The sequence below is a fragment of the Cellulosimicrobium funkei genome (genome assembly GCF_001019615.1).
In the GTDB taxonomy this organism is placed as follows: domain Bacteria; phylum Actinomycetota; class Actinomycetes; order Actinomycetales; family Cellulomonadaceae; genus Cellulosimicrobium; species Cellulosimicrobium cellulans_E.
In genome coordinates, this window is record NZ_JNBQ01000002.1 from 18,614 (window position 1) to 33,063 (window position 14,450).

The following is a 14,450-nucleotide window of genomic DNA, read 5'->3' on the forward strand; positions in this document are numbered from 1 at the left end:
GACGACATGAGCACGCGCCCCCGCAAGCAGATCCACCTCGGCGCCCACTTCCCGGGCGTCAACAACACCACGGTCTGGAGCGACCCCCGCTCGCGCAGCCAGATCGACTTCGCCTCGTTCGAGCATCTCGCCCGCCGCGCCGAGGACGCGAAGCTCGACTTCTTCTTCCTCGCCGAGGGCCTGCGCCTGCGCGAGCACAAGGGCCGCATCCACGACCTCGACGTCGTGGGGCGACCCGACACGCTGCCCGTCCTCGCCGCGCTCGCGGCCGTCACGGACCGCCTCGGCCTCGCGGGCACGATCAACACGACGTTCAACGAGCCGTGGGAGCTCGCGAAGCAGTTCGCGACGCTCGACCTGCTCTCCGAGGGCCGCGCGGCGTGGAACCTCGTGACGAGCCCCGACGCCTTCACGGGCGCCAACTTCCGCCGCGGCGGCTACCTCCCGTACCCGGAGCGCTACGCGCGGGCGGCCGAGGTCGTCGAGGTCACGCGCGCCCTGTGGGACTCGTGGGACGACGACGCGGTGCTGGCCGACCGGATCGCGGGCGAGTTCCTGCGCCCCGGGTCGGTGCGGCCGGTCGCGCACCACGGGACGTACGCGGACGTCGTCGGGCTGTTCGAGACGCCGCGCGGCCCGCAGGGCCATCCCGTCCTGTTCCAGGCGGGCGACTCGGCCGACGGCCGCGACTTCGCCGCCCGGACCGCCGACGTCGTGTTCTCCGCGCACTCGACGTTCGACGCCGGGCGCGCGTTCTGCGAGGACGTCAAGGGGCGCCTCGCCGCCCACGGGCGCGAGCGAGACTCCCTGAAGATCCTGCCCGCGACCGTCGTCGTGCTGGGCGACACGCCCGCCGAGGCGGAGGAGCGCGCGCGGGAGATCCGGCTCCAGCAGGTCTCGGGCCCGACGGCGATCGCGTTCCTCGAGCAGGTCTGGGGCCGCGACCTCGAGGCGTACGACCCCGAGGGGCCGCTGCCCGACGTCGACCCCGACACCGAGAACCTGTCGATCACGCGGGGGCGCGTGCGGCACGCGAAGGACCCGGCGGCGGTCGCCGAGGCGTGGCGCGAGCAGGCCGAGGCGAACGGCTGGTCGATCCGCGAGCTCGTCATCCAGGTGACGTCGCGCGGCGGGTTCGTCGGCACGCCGCAGCAGGTCGCGGACGACATCGACCGCCACGTCCAGGAGGACGCCTCCGACGGCTTCATCCTCGTCCCGCACCTCACGCCGGGCGGGCTCGACGACGTCTTCGACCGCGTCGTCCCGCTCCTCCAGGAGCGCGGGTCGTTCCGCACCGAGTACGAGGGCACGACCCTGCGCGAGCACCTCGGCCTCGCGCGGCCCGGCACCGCGCCGCGCGCCGCCGACCCCGAGCCCTCGGCGGCCTCCGCCGAGCTCGTCGGCCGACCGTAGCCGCCCCGCACACCCGCACCGCAGACCTGCACGTACCGACCTCGGAGGACCCATGAGCCAGAGCACGCTGACCGCCACGGGCGCCGTGGCCGACGACCCCGCGGCCCCCGGGCCGGCAGACGACACGCAGGACGCCGCCGCGTGGGCGGCGTGGCACGCCGAGCGCGAGGAGGGGCTGCGCCCGCCGCACGGCTGGCTGAGCCTCGTCGCGTACCACTGGCTCCCGGCCGAGCCCGCCGCGCTGCCCGGCGTGCCCGGGCTCTGGTGGGCCGACGCCGACGGCGCGCACCACCGCGCGGGCGAGGGCGGCGCCGTCCGGGCGACGACGGGCGACTCCGTCGGGACCGTGGCCGTCACGGAGGGCGGGTCGTCGGTCGCGGGCACGTTCCTGCCGGGCGGCCGGGACGCGGGCGACCCGGCGGACGGGGGCGAGACGCGCGAGGTCGCGGTGGAGGTCGTGCGCCGCACGGGCCGGTACGCGGTCCGGCTGCGCGACCCGCTCGCTCCGGCCCGGACGGGGTTCGACGGCGTCCCGACGTTCGCGTACGACCCCGCCTGGGTCGTGGACGCGGCGGTGCGCTGGTACGACGCGCCGCGGCCCGTCGTCGTCGGCGCCGCGCGCCCCGGGCTGGTGCACCACGTGAGCACGGTCGGCGAGGTCGACCTCGTGGTCGAGCGCGACGGGGTCTCCCACCGCGCGACGCTCGTCCTCACGGGCAAGGCCGGCGGCGCGGTGACGCTGCTCTTCAGCGACGAGGCGGACGGCGTCGCGCCGTGGCGCGTGCTGTGGGTGGACGCCGACGTGGCGCCCGGCACCGAGGGTCGCGTGCGCCTCGACCTCAACCGGGTGATCAACCTCCCGTACGCGTTCAGCGACTTCGGGACGTGCCCGGCGCCGGTCGAGGGCAACCACGTGCCGTTCGCCGTCACCGCGGGCGAGAGGGCGCCCCGGTGACCGCGGTCGCCGCGCGCCCCGCCGGGCGGGGAACGCGCGAGGTCCGGTCCGTCGCGATGCACGACCCGCTCGTGCGGCCGCTCCTCGACGAGCTGTCGCAGGAGTACTGGACGCGCTACCAGCGCGTGCTGACCGCGGACGAGCTCCGCGCCGAGATGGAGCACTATCCCGCGCAGGACTTCGCGGCGCCGCACGGCGAGCTCGTGCTGGTGCTGGAGGACGGCGAGCCGGTCGCGGGCGGCGCGTTCCGCCGTCGGACCGAGCCCGAGCTCGGCGACCCGGCACGCCTCGCCCGGCAGTCCGCGCGGCGCAGCGACGGGTCGCCCGCCGTGCGGACCGCCGAGCTCAAGCGGATCTGGACGCACTCGGCGCACCGGCGCCGAGGCCTGGCGCGCGTCGTGCTGGCGGAGCTGGAGCGCCGCGCGGTCGAGCGCGGGTACCGGCGTCTCTACCTGACGACCGGTCCGCGGCAGCCCGAGGCGGCAGGCCTCTACCTCGCGACGGGCTACACGCCCCTGTTCGACACCGGGACCGATCCCGAGGAGATCGGCCCGCTCGCCTTCGAGAAGTGGTTGGAGGTCGCGCCATGAGCACCGTGTCGCTCCCGCAGGACGAGTCCCGGCAGCTCGCGCCGCCGTCGGGCCGGCACCCCGCCGACCGGCGCGGCGGTGTCGAGGACGCGCTGCCGCTCGAGAGCCTGCGCATCGTCCCCGCCCGGCACCCGGGCCGCTGGGCCGCGACGGCCGGCGTGGCCGTGCTGCTCGCGATGGTCGTCAGCTCGCTCGTGACGAACGACCGCTGGGAGTGGGACGTCGTCGCGCAGTACCTCACGTGGCCCTCGATCCTCGAGGGCGCGTGGGCGACGATCCGCCTGACGCTCGTCGCGTCGGTCGTCGGGTTCGCGCTCGGCACGGTCCTCGCGCTCATGCGCCTCTCGCGCTCGCCGCTGCTCCAGTCGGTGTCGTGGACGTACACGTGGGTGTTCCGGTCCGTGCCGCTGCTGCTCCAGCTCCTGCTCTGGTACAACCTCGCGTACCTGTACCCGTACCTCAGCGTCGGCATCCCCTTCGGGCCCGAGTTCCTGTACTTCGACACGCTGTCCGTGATCGACAAGTTCTGGGCCGCGATCCTCGGCCTCGGGCTGTCGCAGGCCGCGTACTCGGCGGAGATCGTGCGCGCCGGGATCCTCTCGGTCGACCAGGGGCAGCAGGAGGCCGCCGCGTCGCTCGGCATCCCCAAGCGGCGCCAGGTGAGCCGCATCATCCTGCCGCAGGCGATGCGCTCCATCATCCCCACGGCGGTCAACGAGGTGATCGGGCTCCTCAAGGGCACGTCGATCGTCTACGTCCTCGCGTACGGCGAGCTGTTCTACATCGTCAGCGTCATCTACGGCCGCAACGGCCGCGTCGTGCCGCTGCTCATCGTCGCGTCGATCTGGTACCTCGTGCTGACGACGCTCATCACGGTCGTCCAGTACTACGTCGAGCGGCACTACGCGAAGGGCGCGGTCCGCACACTGCCGCCGACGCCGCTCCAGAAGGCCCGCTGGACCGTCTTGGTCTGGGCGTCGCGGCTCTCCGGCCGGCCCGTTCCGGACTCCGTCCCGCCCGCGTACGCGGCCCGCGCCCGCGTGGGCGTGCTGACCCGCACCGCGCGCACGTCGGGAGGTGCGGCATGACCGCCGGCACCAGGACCGCAGGCGTCACGACCGCCGGGCTCGTCGAGATCCACGGCGTCCACAAGAGCTTCGGCACGCTCGAGGTGCTGCGCGACGTGTCGCTCACCGTGCCGCCCGGGTCGGTGACGGTCGTGCTCGGCCCGTCCGGCTCCGGGAAGTCGACGCTGCTGCGCGCGATCAACCACCTGGAGAAGGTCGACAAGGGGTTCATCTCGCTCGACGGCGAGCTCATCGGGTACCGCCGCAAGGGCAACACCCTGCGTGAGCTCAAGGAGCGCGAGATCCTCGGCCAGCGCACCCAGATCGGGTTCGTCTTCCAGAACTTCAACCTCTTCCCGCACCTCACCGCGCTCGAGAACGTCGTCGAGGCCCCGGTCTCGGCGCAGCGCCGCCGCCGCGAGGACGTCGAGCCCGAGGCCCGCGCGCTGCTCGAGCGCGTCGGGCTCGCGGACAAGGCCGACGCGCGACCCCGCCAGCTCTCCGGAGGGCAGCAGCAGCGCGTCGCCATCGCCCGCGCGCTCGCGCTGCGGCCCAAGGTGCTCCTGTTCGACGAGCCGACCTCGGCGCTCGACCCCGAGCTCGTCGGGGAGGTGCTCGAGGTCATCAAGGACGTCGCGAGCACCGGCACCACGCTCGTCGTCGTCACGCACGAGATCGGCTTCGCGCGCGAGGTCGCCGACACCGTCGTGTTCATGGACGACGGCGTCGTCGTGGAGCAGGGCACGCCCGCCGAGGTGCTCGACCGCCCGCGTCACGAACGCACCCGGGCCTTCCTCCAGAAGGTCCTCTGACCCGGGGCGAACCGGGGTCCACGACCACCTGTACCGCCCCACCACCGCTTCCCGACGTCGTCACCCGCGACCGGCCGTCCGGCCGTCCCGCACACCCGCACTCCCTGCGTCGCCCGACGCACCACCCGAGAGGTAGGACACCCGTGACCGCAACGACCACCCGCGCCCGCGCCCCCCGCGCGCTCGCCGCCCTCGCCGTCGTGCCCCTGCTGGCGCTCGCGGCCTGCTCCGGGGTGAGCACCGAGGCCCCGGCCGCCGCGGAGGAGGGCGCGGCCACCGAGGAGAGCACGACGTCCGTGTCGGACGCCCTCGACGTGAGCACGAGCCCGGACCAGGACCGCATCCGCACCACCGAGTCGGCCGAGGCGGTCGCGCTCCTGCCGGACGCCTGGAAGGACAAGGACGAGATCGTCGTCGCGATCTCCGCCGGCTCCGCGCCGCCGCTCGGCTTCCTCGCCGACGACGACGAGACGCCCATCGGCAACGAGACCGACATCGCGCAGCTCGTCGCCGACGCGCTCGGCAAGGACCTGCGCCTCGAGGTCAAGGCCTGGGCCGACTGGCCGCTGGCTCTCGGCTCGGGCGACGTCGACGCCGTGATCTCCAACGTCACCGTGACGGAGGAGCGCAAGGAGACCATCGACTTCTCCACGTACCGCAACGACGAGCTCGGCTGGCTCGTGGGCGCCGACTCCGACATCACGTCGATCACGAAGCGCGAGGACATCGCGGGCAAGGTCGTCGCCGTCGGCTCCGGGACCAACCAGGAGAAGATCGTGCTCGAGTGGGACCGCCTCAACCAGGAGGACGGCCTCGAGCCCATCCAGGGCCCCGAGTACTACGAGCAGTTCTCCGACGTCCTGCTCGCGCTCCAGTCCGGGCGCATCGAGACGTACGTCGGCCCCAACGCGTCCCTCGCCTACCAGGCGGCGATCTCCCCGCAGGACTTCACGGTCGTCGGCACGCTCAACGGCGGCTGGCCCGACACGGCGCAGATCGCCGTCGCGACCAAGAAGGGCAACGAGGTGGCCCCGGCCATCACCGCCGCGATCAACCACGCCATCGAGGACGGCACGTACCTCGAGGTGCTCCAGCGGTGGGGCCTGGAGTCCGAGGCCGTCGAGGAGTCGCAGACCAACCCGCCCGGCCTCCCGAAGACGGAGTGACCCGCGCATGACCACCAGCACCCAGCACGTCGACCACCTCGTGGTCGGGGGCGGCGTGATGGGCTCGGCCGCCGCGTGGCAGCTCGCCCGGCGCGAGCGCGACGTGGTGCTGCTCGAGCGCTTCGCGCCCGGGCACGCGCACGGCGCCTCGCACGGGACGTCGCGCATCTACCGCACGACGTACGCCGAGCCCGAGTACCTCGACCTCGCGCAGGAGGCGCTCGCGCTGTGGCGCGAGGTCGAGGACGAGACCGGCACCGAGCTTCTGGCCGTCACCGGTGGCGTGAGCCACGGGCGGCGCGACGGCGCCGCCGAGCGCCGCGCGGACGCGATCGGCGCGGCGTTCGCGGCCCGCGGGATCGAGCACGAGTGGCTCGACCCCGCGGCCGCGGCCGAGCGGTGGCCGGGACTGCGGTTCGAGGGCCGGGTGCTGCACGAGGTCGCGACGGCCGGGCGGCTGCACGCCGACCGCGCCGTCGCGGCCCTCCAGGGCGCCGCGGCCGCCCGGGGCGCCGACGTCCGGCACGAGGTCGCCGTCCGGCACGTCGAGCGGGTCCCGGAGGGCGTCCGCGTCGTGACCGACGGCGGCGACGTCGTCGCGCGGGTCGTCGTCGTGACCGTCGGGGCGTGGAGCGCGGGCCTGCTCGGCGGCCCGGCCGGCGGGCTGCTGGGGCAGGAGCTCCCGCTCGTCGTCACCCAGGAGCAGCCCGCGCACTTCGCGCTCGCCCCGGGCGCGACCCCGCAGGGGTGGCCCGCGTTCACGCACGACGTCGGCCCCGGGACCGCGTGGCCGAGCGGCGTCTACGGCCTCGCGACCCCGGGCGAGGGCGTCAAGGTCGGCTTCCACGGGGTCGGCCCCGTCGTCGACCCCGACCGGCGCTCCTACCGGCCCGAGCCGGGCCAGCTCGCCGCGCTGCGCGACTACGTGCGCACCTGGCTGCCCGGCCTCGACCCCGACGCCTACGTCCCGGTGAGCTGCACGTACACGACCACGCCGGACCACGACTTCGTGCTCGACCGCCGCGGCCCGGTCGTCGTCGGCGCCGGGTTCTCCGGCCACGGCTTCAAGTTCGCCCCCGCGGTCGGCCGCGTGCTCGCCGACCTCGCGACCACCCCCGACGACCTCCCCGCGGCCGACCGGTTCGCGCTCGCCCGCCTCGCCGCACTTCCCGAGAGGACCGCCTCGTGACGATCGCTCCCGCACCTGCCGCTGCGGACGCCCCGGCTCCGTCCGCAGACCCCGCGACGCTCCCCACGCCGCGCCACGACACCGACGGCCCCCGCGTCGCGCTCGCGGCGCGGTACGGCGTGGACCCCGGCTCCGTCGACGACGTCGCGCCGGGCGCGACCGAGGGACTGGCACCCGTGGACCGGCCCGGCGCCGTCCTCGCGACGCAGCTCGGTCACCGGACGGTGCGCCGCTACCTGGCCGACCCGCTGGCCGACCACGTCGTCCCGACGCTCGTCGCCGCCGCGCAGTCCGCGCCGACGTCGTCGAACCTCCAGCTCTGGAGCGTCGTCGCCGTCACCGACCCCGCGCGCAAGGACCGGCTCGCGGCGCTCGCGGGCGGCCAGGACCACGTACGCACCGCGCCGCTGCTGCTCGTGTGGCTCGCGGACGTCGCGCGGGCGCGCGCCCTCGGCGAGCGCGAGGGCGTCCGGCTCGAGGCCACCGACTACCTCGAGACGACGGTCGTGGCGTTCCTCGACGCCGCGCTCGCCGCGCAGAACGCCGTCGTCGCGGCCGAGTCCCTCGGCCTCGGCACCGTGTACATCGGCGCGCTGCGCAACCACCCCGCGCAGGTCGCGGCGGAGCTCGGCCTGCCCGAGGGCGTCGTCGCGGTCGTCGGGCTCGTCGTCGGGCACCCCGACCCCGCGGGCGGCGAGCGCGTCAAGCCGCGGCTGCCGCAGGCGGCGGTGCTGCACGCCGAGCGCTACCACGGCGACCAGGCGGAGCACGTCGCGGCGTACGAGGAGCGCATCGCGCCCTTCTACCGCGCGGAAGGGCTCGACGGCGGCTGGCACGACCGCGTCGTCGACCGCCTGCGCGTCCCCGGTGCCCTCCGCGGGCGCGCCCACCTGCGACCCACGCTCGCCGCGCTCGGGTTCCCGTCCAAGTAGCCCCGGTCCCGTCCCGCGCCCGGGAGCAGCCGGGACCCACCGCACCACCACCGGCCGCCGCACACCACTGAAGGAAGCCATGTCGTCCCACCAGCACCCGCACCAGACCGCCACTCCCGGCGGGCCGCGACCGGCGTCCGGCCGCGTCCCGCTGTCCGTCCTCGACCTCGCGATCGTGCCCGAGGGGGCGACGGGACAGGACGCGGTGCGCCGCGCCGTCGGGCTCGCGCGCGACCTCGACCGGCTCGGGTACCACCGCGTCTGGTACGCCGAGCACCACCTGTCGCCGGGCGTCGGCTCCGCCTCGCCCGCCGTGCTCGCCGCGGCCGTCGCGGCTCGGACCGAGCGCATCCGCGTCGGCAGCGGTGCCGTGCTGCTCAGCACGACGAGCCCGCTCGTCGCCGCCGAGCAGTTCGGGACGATCGCCGCGCTGCACCCCGGCCGGGTCGACCTCGGGCTCGGCCGGGCGTTCACGCCGCCGGCGGGGGAGAAGAGCGCGAAGGCCGCGCCGCAGCGGGCGGCCCGGCCCGGCGCGACCGGGCCGCGCGTCGTCGAGGGGCTCTACGTCCCGGGAGCTCCGCCGTCGAACGTCAACGACTCCGTGCTGCGCGAGCGGATCCTCGCCCAGAAGCGGATCGTCGGCGCCTCGCGCACGCCGGTCAGCTTTCGCGACGAGCTCGACCTCGTGCTCGGCCTGCGCGCCGGGACGTACCGCGACGAGCACGGGACGCCGTACGTGAGCCCGCCCGTCGAGGGCGCCGACTGGGACCTGTGGGTCCTCGCGTCGAGCCCCGGCGAGAGCGCGCGCGTCGCGGGCGAGCTCGGGCTGCCGATCGCCGCGAACTACCACGTGGCGCCGTCGGCGACGATCGACACGGTCGCCGCCTACCGCGAGGCGTTCCGTCCGGGCGTGCTCGACGAGCCGTACGTCGTCGTGTCCGCCGACGTGCTCGTCGCCGACACGATCGAGCGGGCGCGCGAGCTCGCGACGCCGTTCGCCGACTGGGTGCTCTCCATCCGCAGCGGCGTCGACGGCGCGATCGCGTACCCCGAGCCGGGCACCTCGCCCGCGTGGGAGGAGCGCCCGGAGGCCGAGCGCGCGCTCGTCGCGGACCGCGTCGACACGCGGATCGTCGGCGACCCGGAGACGGTCGTGCAGCGGCTCGAGACGCTGCGCCGCGCGACCGGGGCCGACGAGCTGCTCGTCACCACCGCGACCCACGACGCCGACGACGCCCGCCGCTCGTTCGAGCTGCTCGCCGAGCACTGGTTCGCGGCGGACCCCGCTCTCGACGCCGCGGCGACACCCGCCGCCACCGACGTCGCACCCGCGCTCGCCATCATCCCCTGACGCGAGATCGACCCGCGCGTCGCCAGATCGACCTCCTGAAGGTCGATCTCAGGCGTGCGGGTCGATCTGGCGACCTCACCCGAAGGAGAGACCCATGACCACGACCCCGCCCCTCCAGGCCGCCGCCGACGCCGCGGCCAAGGTCGCCGACGGCGCGCTGCTGATCGACGTGCGCTCAGCCGGCGGTCGCGCCGCGCACGGCGAGATCCCCGGCGCGACCCTCGCCGACCGCCACGACCTCGACGCGCTGTTCGGCCCTGCCGACAACCCGGCGATCTCGCTCGACACGCCCGTCGTCGTCGTGTGCGGGTCGCCGAACGGCTCCGGCCCCGTCGCCGAGGCGCTCGCCCAGCGCGGGTACACGCACGTCTCGCACGTCGACGGCGGCTTCCCGGCCTGGAAGGACGCCGGCCTCCCGGCGTCCGACCCGGTCGAGGCGCCCGCGACGTCGCCCGAGCCGACGGCGCCCCCGGAGCCGACGGCGCCCGCCCGGCCCTGAGCCGGCGTCCGACCCGCACCGCGAACCACCCGCACCCACACCCACGGAGACCCTCATGCCCGTCGAGTTCCTCGGCATCGCCACGACCAACGACGCCTCGGAGACCACCGAGCGCACGACCGCCGCGTTCGACCCCGCCTACCTCGAGCGCATCGTCCGCGCGCACGAGGACAACGGCTGGACGCGCGTGCTCTTCGCCTACGGCTCCTCCGGCCCCGAGCCCGCCGCCCTCGCCGCGTACACCGCGGCGCGCCTCGACTCGATCGAGCTGCTCCTTGCGCACCGGCCCAACGTGTCCTACCCGACGTACGCCGCCAAGACGTTCGCGACGCTCGACCAGCTCTCCGGCGGGCGGCTCTCCGTCCACTTCATCACGGGCGGCAACGACCACGAGCAGGGCCGTGAGGGTGACACGCTGACCAAGGACGAGCGGTACGCGCGCACCCACGAATACATCCAGATCGTCAAGCAGGCATGGGCGAGCTCCGAGCCGTTCGACCACCACGGCCCGTTCTACGACTTCGACGACTTCGTGCTCGACGCCAAGCCGTTCGAGGGACGCACCCCGACCATCTCGTTCGGCGGGTCGTCCGACGCCGCGTTCCGCGTCGGCGCGGCCGAGGCCGACATCTACGCCGTCTGGGGCGAGCCCCTCGACCGCACCGCCGAGCAGATCGCGCGCGTGCACGCCGAGGCCGCCGCCGCGGGCCGTGCGACGCCGCCCCGCATCCACGCGGCGTTCCGGCCTATCGTCGCCCCGACCGAGGAGCTCGCCTGGGAGAAGGCGCACCGCATCCTCGACCGGATCGAGGCGCGCAAGGCGGCTGCGGGCGGGCAGCTCAGCCGTCGGCACCCGATCGACAAGCCCGAGAACGCGGGCTCGCAGCGACTCCTCGAGATCGCCGCGCAGGGCGAGCGCTTCGACACCGCCCTGTGGACCGCGACGGCCAAGGCCACCGGCGGCGCCGGCAACTCCAACGCGCTCGTCGGCACGCCCGAGCAGGTCGCCGAGGCCCTCCTCGCGTACTACGACCTCGGCGTCCGCGTCATCTCCGCCCGCGGCTACGACCTGCTCGACGACGCGATCGACTTCGGCCGCTACGTCATCCCGATCGTCCGCGAGGAGGTCGCGAAGCGCGACGCCGCGACCGCGGAGGCCGCCGCGGCCTGACGGTCCGCGACCGAGATCGGCAGAGAAGGACGAGATCGGCAGCCCCGGCCGAGGTCGGCACGTGCACCTGCCGACCTCGACCGGTGCTGCCGATCTCGGTGGCGCGCCCGCCCGGCCCGACCACGAACGACGACGACAAGGAGCAGGACCGTGCGTTTCCAGGTACTCGACATCGTGTTCAACCCGCCCCATCCGGTGACCGGGGAGGCGGTCGCGCCGTCCGACCGGCTGAACCGGGTCGTGGAGACGGCGGTGCTGGCGGAGGAGCTCGGGTTCGACTCGTTCGCGGTGGGGGAGCGGCACGCGGGGGAGGTGCTGTCGTCGGCACCGACGGTGATCCTCGGTGCGGTCGCGGCGCGGACGTCGCGGATCCTCCTGAGCACCGGCGTGACGGTGCTGTCGCTGCTCGACCCGATCCGCGTCGCCGAGGACCTCGCGACGGTGGACCAGCTGAGCCGGGGGCGGCTGGAGATCGTCATCGGCAAGGGCAACGAGGTGCTCCAGTACCCGCTGCTGGGGCTGGACATCGACAAGCAGTACGAGTACCTCCAGGAGAACTACGAGCTCCTGCGGCTGCTGCTGTCCGAGGAGGACGTGAGCTGGACCGGGCGGCACCGGCACGCCCTGGAGCACGCGACGACGCTGCCGCGTCCGTTCGCGGGGCCGTTCCGCATCTGGCACGGGTCGGCGACGTCGCAGTTCGCGGTCGATCTCGCGGCGCGGTACGGGGACCCGATCGTGAGCGCCAACGCCCTCCAGCCGCGCGAGAACTACCAGGTGCTCATCGACCGCTACCGCGAGCAGTACGCGGAGCACGGGCACGACCCGGCGTACGGGTTCGTGGGGTCGGGCTCGGGGGGGCCTGTTCCTCGCGGACACGACGGAGGAGGCGATCGAGCAGTACCGCCCGATCTACGAGGGTCAGGTCGCGGCGGCGGCACGCCGGGGATACGGGCCGGACGCCGTCGGGAAGGCGCCGAGCTTCCGGACGGTCGAGGACGCGGTCGAGCGGGGCCCGGCGCTGGTGGGGTCGCCGGAGCGCGTGGCCGAGAAGATCCTCGACTACCACGCCTCGTACGGGCACGACCTCCAGTCCGTCTCGGTGAACCACCTGATCCCCGCCTCGCAGCAGGAGGACGTCCTGCGCCGGTTCGCGGAGGAGGTGGTCCCGGTCGTGAAGGCCGAGGTGAAGACCGACCTGTGGAGCGCGGCCGACGCGCGCCGCGCGGCGGGGTTCACCGCGGCCTGACCGGGCCGCCGGACCGGAGCAGGACAGGGCCCGTCTCGCCTCGCGAGGCGGGCCCTTCCCGCGCTCGTGGTGGCCCCGCGACGGCCCACGACGCTGCGCAGCAGGAAACATCCGTCCGCCTGGCGGGACGCCCGTCTCGAAACTTGACTCAACCGGTCGGGATTGTCTTTCCTGCTCCCAGGTGACGAGCGTCAGCACGCAGGCCCGGCTCGCTGACCAGCAACCCTTCGACGTGACGGGGTGCTCCGGGAACGACCTGACCGCGTGGCTCCCGCCGCGCGGTAAGCACGGCACCCCGGTGGGTTCCCCGCCGCGCCGGCCCTCGGCCCGGCGCGGACGACCACCGGCGCCGGACGATCGCCGGTCCTCAGCCGGCACACGAGGAGAGCAGCACGACATGATCCCCACACCTCACCGACGCCGGTCCCTGACCGTCGCCGCGGCGGCCGCCGCGACGGGCCTCCTGCTCAGCGCGTGCGCGGGCGGCGGCTCGGGCGCGTCCGACGACGACGGGTCGCCGAGCCCGTCCGGCGAGCCCGTGGCGGGCGGCGACCTGACCTTCGCGATCACGGTCGACTCGCACTGCATCGACCCGCAGCAGGTCGGCAACAACGACGCCATCGCCGCGGCCCGCCAGACCGTCGCGTCGCTCACGGCGCAGGACCCGGAGTCGGGCGAGATCCTGCCGTGGCTCGCGGAGAGCTGGGAGGTGAACGACGACGCGTCGAGCTACACGTTCCACCTGCGCGACGACGCGACGTACGCCGACGGCACGCCGATCGACGCCGAGTCGGTCAAGACGAACTTCGACGCGATCGTCGCGCTCGGCGCGACGGCGTCGCTCGGGTCGCAGTACCTCGTCGGTTACGAGGGCACGACCGTCACGGACCCGCAGACCCTCACGGTCGACTTCGCGGCGCCGAGCGCCCAGTTCCTCCAGGCCACCTCGACGTTCTCGCTCGGCCTGCTCGCGCCGTCGTCGGCCGACCTGAGCGTCGAGGACCGTTGCGCCGGCAAGTTCGTCGGCTCCGGGCCGTTCTCCGTGAAGTCCTACACGCAGGACCAGGAGATCGTGCTCGAGAAGGTCGCGGGCTACGCGTGGGGCTCGGAGGCCAACGACCACCAGGGCGAGGCCTACCTCGACACGGTGACGTTCAAGGTCATCCCCGAGGCGAGCGTGCGCAGCGGCAGCCTGGTCTCCGGCCAGATCGACGCCACGGCCGCGATCTCGACCGTCGACCTCCCGCAGTTCGACGGGAACGGGTTCTGGCTCGAGTACCGCGCGAACCCGGGCGTCGTGTTCAACCTCTTCCCCAACGAGTCGAGCCCGCTCGCGGGCGACGAGGCCGTGCGGACGGCGATCCTCAAGGGCATCGACCGCGAGCAGATCGCGGACACCGTGCTCAGCGAGCAGGACGAGCCGGCCACGAGCGTCCTGTCCCACTCGACGCCCCTCTACGAGAGCATCGCCGACGAGCTCGCCTACGACCCCGAGGGCGCGAAGAAGATCCTCGACGACGCGGGCTGGGTCGAGGGCGCCGACGGCGTCCGGGAGAAGGACGGCCAGAAGCTCTCGACGACCGTGACGTTCTGGCAGGTGCCGGAGCCGCTCGAGCTGGTCCAGCAGCAGCTCGCGCAGATCGGCGTCGACCTCCAGCTCCAGCACGTGACCGTCGCGGAGTCGCAGGCCATCAAGGAGAGCGGCGACTTCGACTTCGACTACTACAACCTCACGCGCTCCGACCCGGACGTGCTGCGGACGATCTTCTCTGCCAACGCGCGCAACATCAACCAGCGTGACGCGGAGGAGGTCGACGACCTCCTCGACGCGTCGGCCGCGGCGACCGACCCGGCCGAGCGCCAGGAGCTCGTCACGGAGGCGTCGCGCCTCCTCGTCCAGAAGGGGCACGCGATCCCGGTCTACGAGCTGTCGACGACCATCGCGGCGGCCGACACGGTCCACGGCCTGACGTTCGAGGCGTCGTCGCGCCTCGACTTCTACGACGCCTGGGTCACCCAGGGCTGACCCGACGGGTCCGCCTGCCCGACGTCGCGG

At 74.3% G+C, this 14,450-nt stretch carries 13 protein-coding genes, 2 pseudogenes and 1 riboswitch; all 15 genes and pseudogenes read left to right on the forward strand.

Annotated elements, in window-relative coordinates; all coding sequences use genetic code 11:
• Positions 1 to 6 precede the first annotated feature (6 nt).
• Complete coding sequence (locus FB00_RS02565; RefSeq protein ID WP_047231337.1) at positions 7 to 1,413, forward strand: NtaA/DmoA family FMN-dependent monooxygenase; 1,407 nt, start codon at positions 7 to 9, stop codon at positions 1,411 to 1,413.
• A 52-nt stretch (positions 1,414 to 1,465) separates the two neighbouring features.
• A complete protein-coding gene (locus FB00_RS02570; RefSeq protein WP_052877389.1) occupies positions 1,466 to 2,368 on the forward strand; it encodes a DUF1684 domain-containing protein in 903 nt (300 codons plus the stop codon).
• Positions 2,365 to 2,958, forward strand: a complete 594-nt coding sequence (locus FB00_RS02575; protein WP_047231338.1) for a GNAT family N-acetyltransferase — start codon at positions 2,365 to 2,367, stop codon at positions 2,956 to 2,958. Before FB00_RS02570 ends, FB00_RS02575 begins: the two co-directional genes overlap by 4 nt.
• Positions 2,955 to 4,046 (forward strand): amino acid ABC transporter permease, encoded by a 1,092-nt coding sequence (locus tag FB00_RS02580; RefSeq protein ID WP_047231339.1) that lies wholly within the window; start codon positions 2,955 to 2,957, stop codon positions 4,044 to 4,046. The genes FB00_RS02575 and FB00_RS02580 overlap by 4 nt, the downstream gene beginning before the upstream one ends.
• The gene (locus FB00_RS02585; RefSeq protein ID WP_047231340.1) at positions 4,043 to 4,837 is read left to right on the forward strand and encodes an amino acid ABC transporter ATP-binding protein; all 795 of its coding nucleotides are present in this window, start codon (positions 4,043 to 4,045) and stop codon (positions 4,835 to 4,837) included. The genes FB00_RS02580 and FB00_RS02585 overlap by 4 nt, the downstream gene beginning before the upstream one ends.
• Positions 4,838 to 4,980: 143 nt before the next feature.
• Positions 4,981 to 6,003: an ABC transporter substrate-binding protein gene (locus FB00_RS02590; RefSeq protein ID WP_047231341.1), complete on the forward strand. Its 1,023-nt coding sequence runs from the start codon at positions 4,981 to 4,983 to the stop codon at positions 6,001 to 6,003.
• 7 nt (positions 6,004 to 6,010) lie between these two features.
• Positions 6,011 to 7,192, forward strand: coding sequence for an FAD-dependent oxidoreductase (locus FB00_RS02595; protein WP_047231342.1), 1,182 nt, complete (start codon positions 6,011 to 6,013; stop codon positions 7,190 to 7,192).
• A complete protein-coding gene (locus FB00_RS02600) occupies positions 7,189 to 8,124 on the forward strand; it encodes an NADPH-dependent oxidoreductase (RefSeq protein ID WP_231581675.1) in 936 nt (311 codons plus the stop codon). Before FB00_RS02595 ends, FB00_RS02600 begins: the two co-directional genes overlap by 4 nt.
• Positions 8,125 to 8,203: 79 nt before the next feature.
• Positions 8,204 to 9,475: an LLM class flavin-dependent oxidoreductase gene (locus FB00_RS02605; RefSeq protein ID WP_082140902.1), complete on the forward strand. Its 1,272-nt coding sequence runs from the start codon at positions 8,204 to 8,206 to the stop codon at positions 9,473 to 9,475.
• Positions 9,476 to 9,569: 94 nt separating this feature from the next.
• Positions 9,570 to 9,974 carry a rhodanese-like domain-containing protein gene (locus tag FB00_RS02610; protein WP_047231343.1) on the forward strand — a complete coding sequence of 135 codons (405 nt, stop codon included), beginning with the start codon at positions 9,570 to 9,572 and terminating at the stop codon, positions 9,972 to 9,974.
• Positions 9,975 to 10,029: 55 nt separating this feature from the next.
• Entirely contained in the window at positions 10,030 to 11,145 is a 1,116-nt protein-coding gene (locus tag FB00_RS02615; RefSeq protein ID WP_047231344.1) for an LLM class flavin-dependent oxidoreductase, read from the forward strand.
• A 195-nt stretch (positions 11,146 to 11,340) separates the two neighbouring features.
• Positions 11,341 to 11,916, forward strand: a pseudogene (locus FB00_RS23170) (LLM class flavin-dependent oxidoreductase); the annotation flags it as partial.
• 139 nt (positions 11,917 to 12,055) lie between these two features.
• Positions 12,056 to 12,166, forward strand: a pseudogene (locus FB00_RS23175) (LLM class flavin-dependent oxidoreductase); the annotation flags it as partial.
• A gap of 21 nt (positions 12,167 to 12,187) precedes the next feature.
• Positions 12,188 to 12,394 (forward strand): hypothetical protein, encoded by a 207-nt coding sequence (locus FB00_RS23180; RefSeq protein WP_419865514.1) that lies wholly within the window; start codon positions 12,188 to 12,190, stop codon positions 12,392 to 12,394.
• 180 nt (positions 12,395 to 12,574) lie between these two features.
• A riboswitch (SAM riboswitch) is annotated at positions 12,575 to 12,688 on the forward strand.
• A 103-nt stretch (positions 12,689 to 12,791) separates the two neighbouring features.
• Positions 12,792 to 14,420, forward strand: a complete 1,629-nt coding sequence (locus FB00_RS02625; RefSeq protein ID WP_047231345.1) for an ABC transporter substrate-binding protein — start codon at positions 12,792 to 12,794, stop codon at positions 14,418 to 14,420.
• Positions 14,421 to 14,450: the final 30 nt, after the last annotated feature.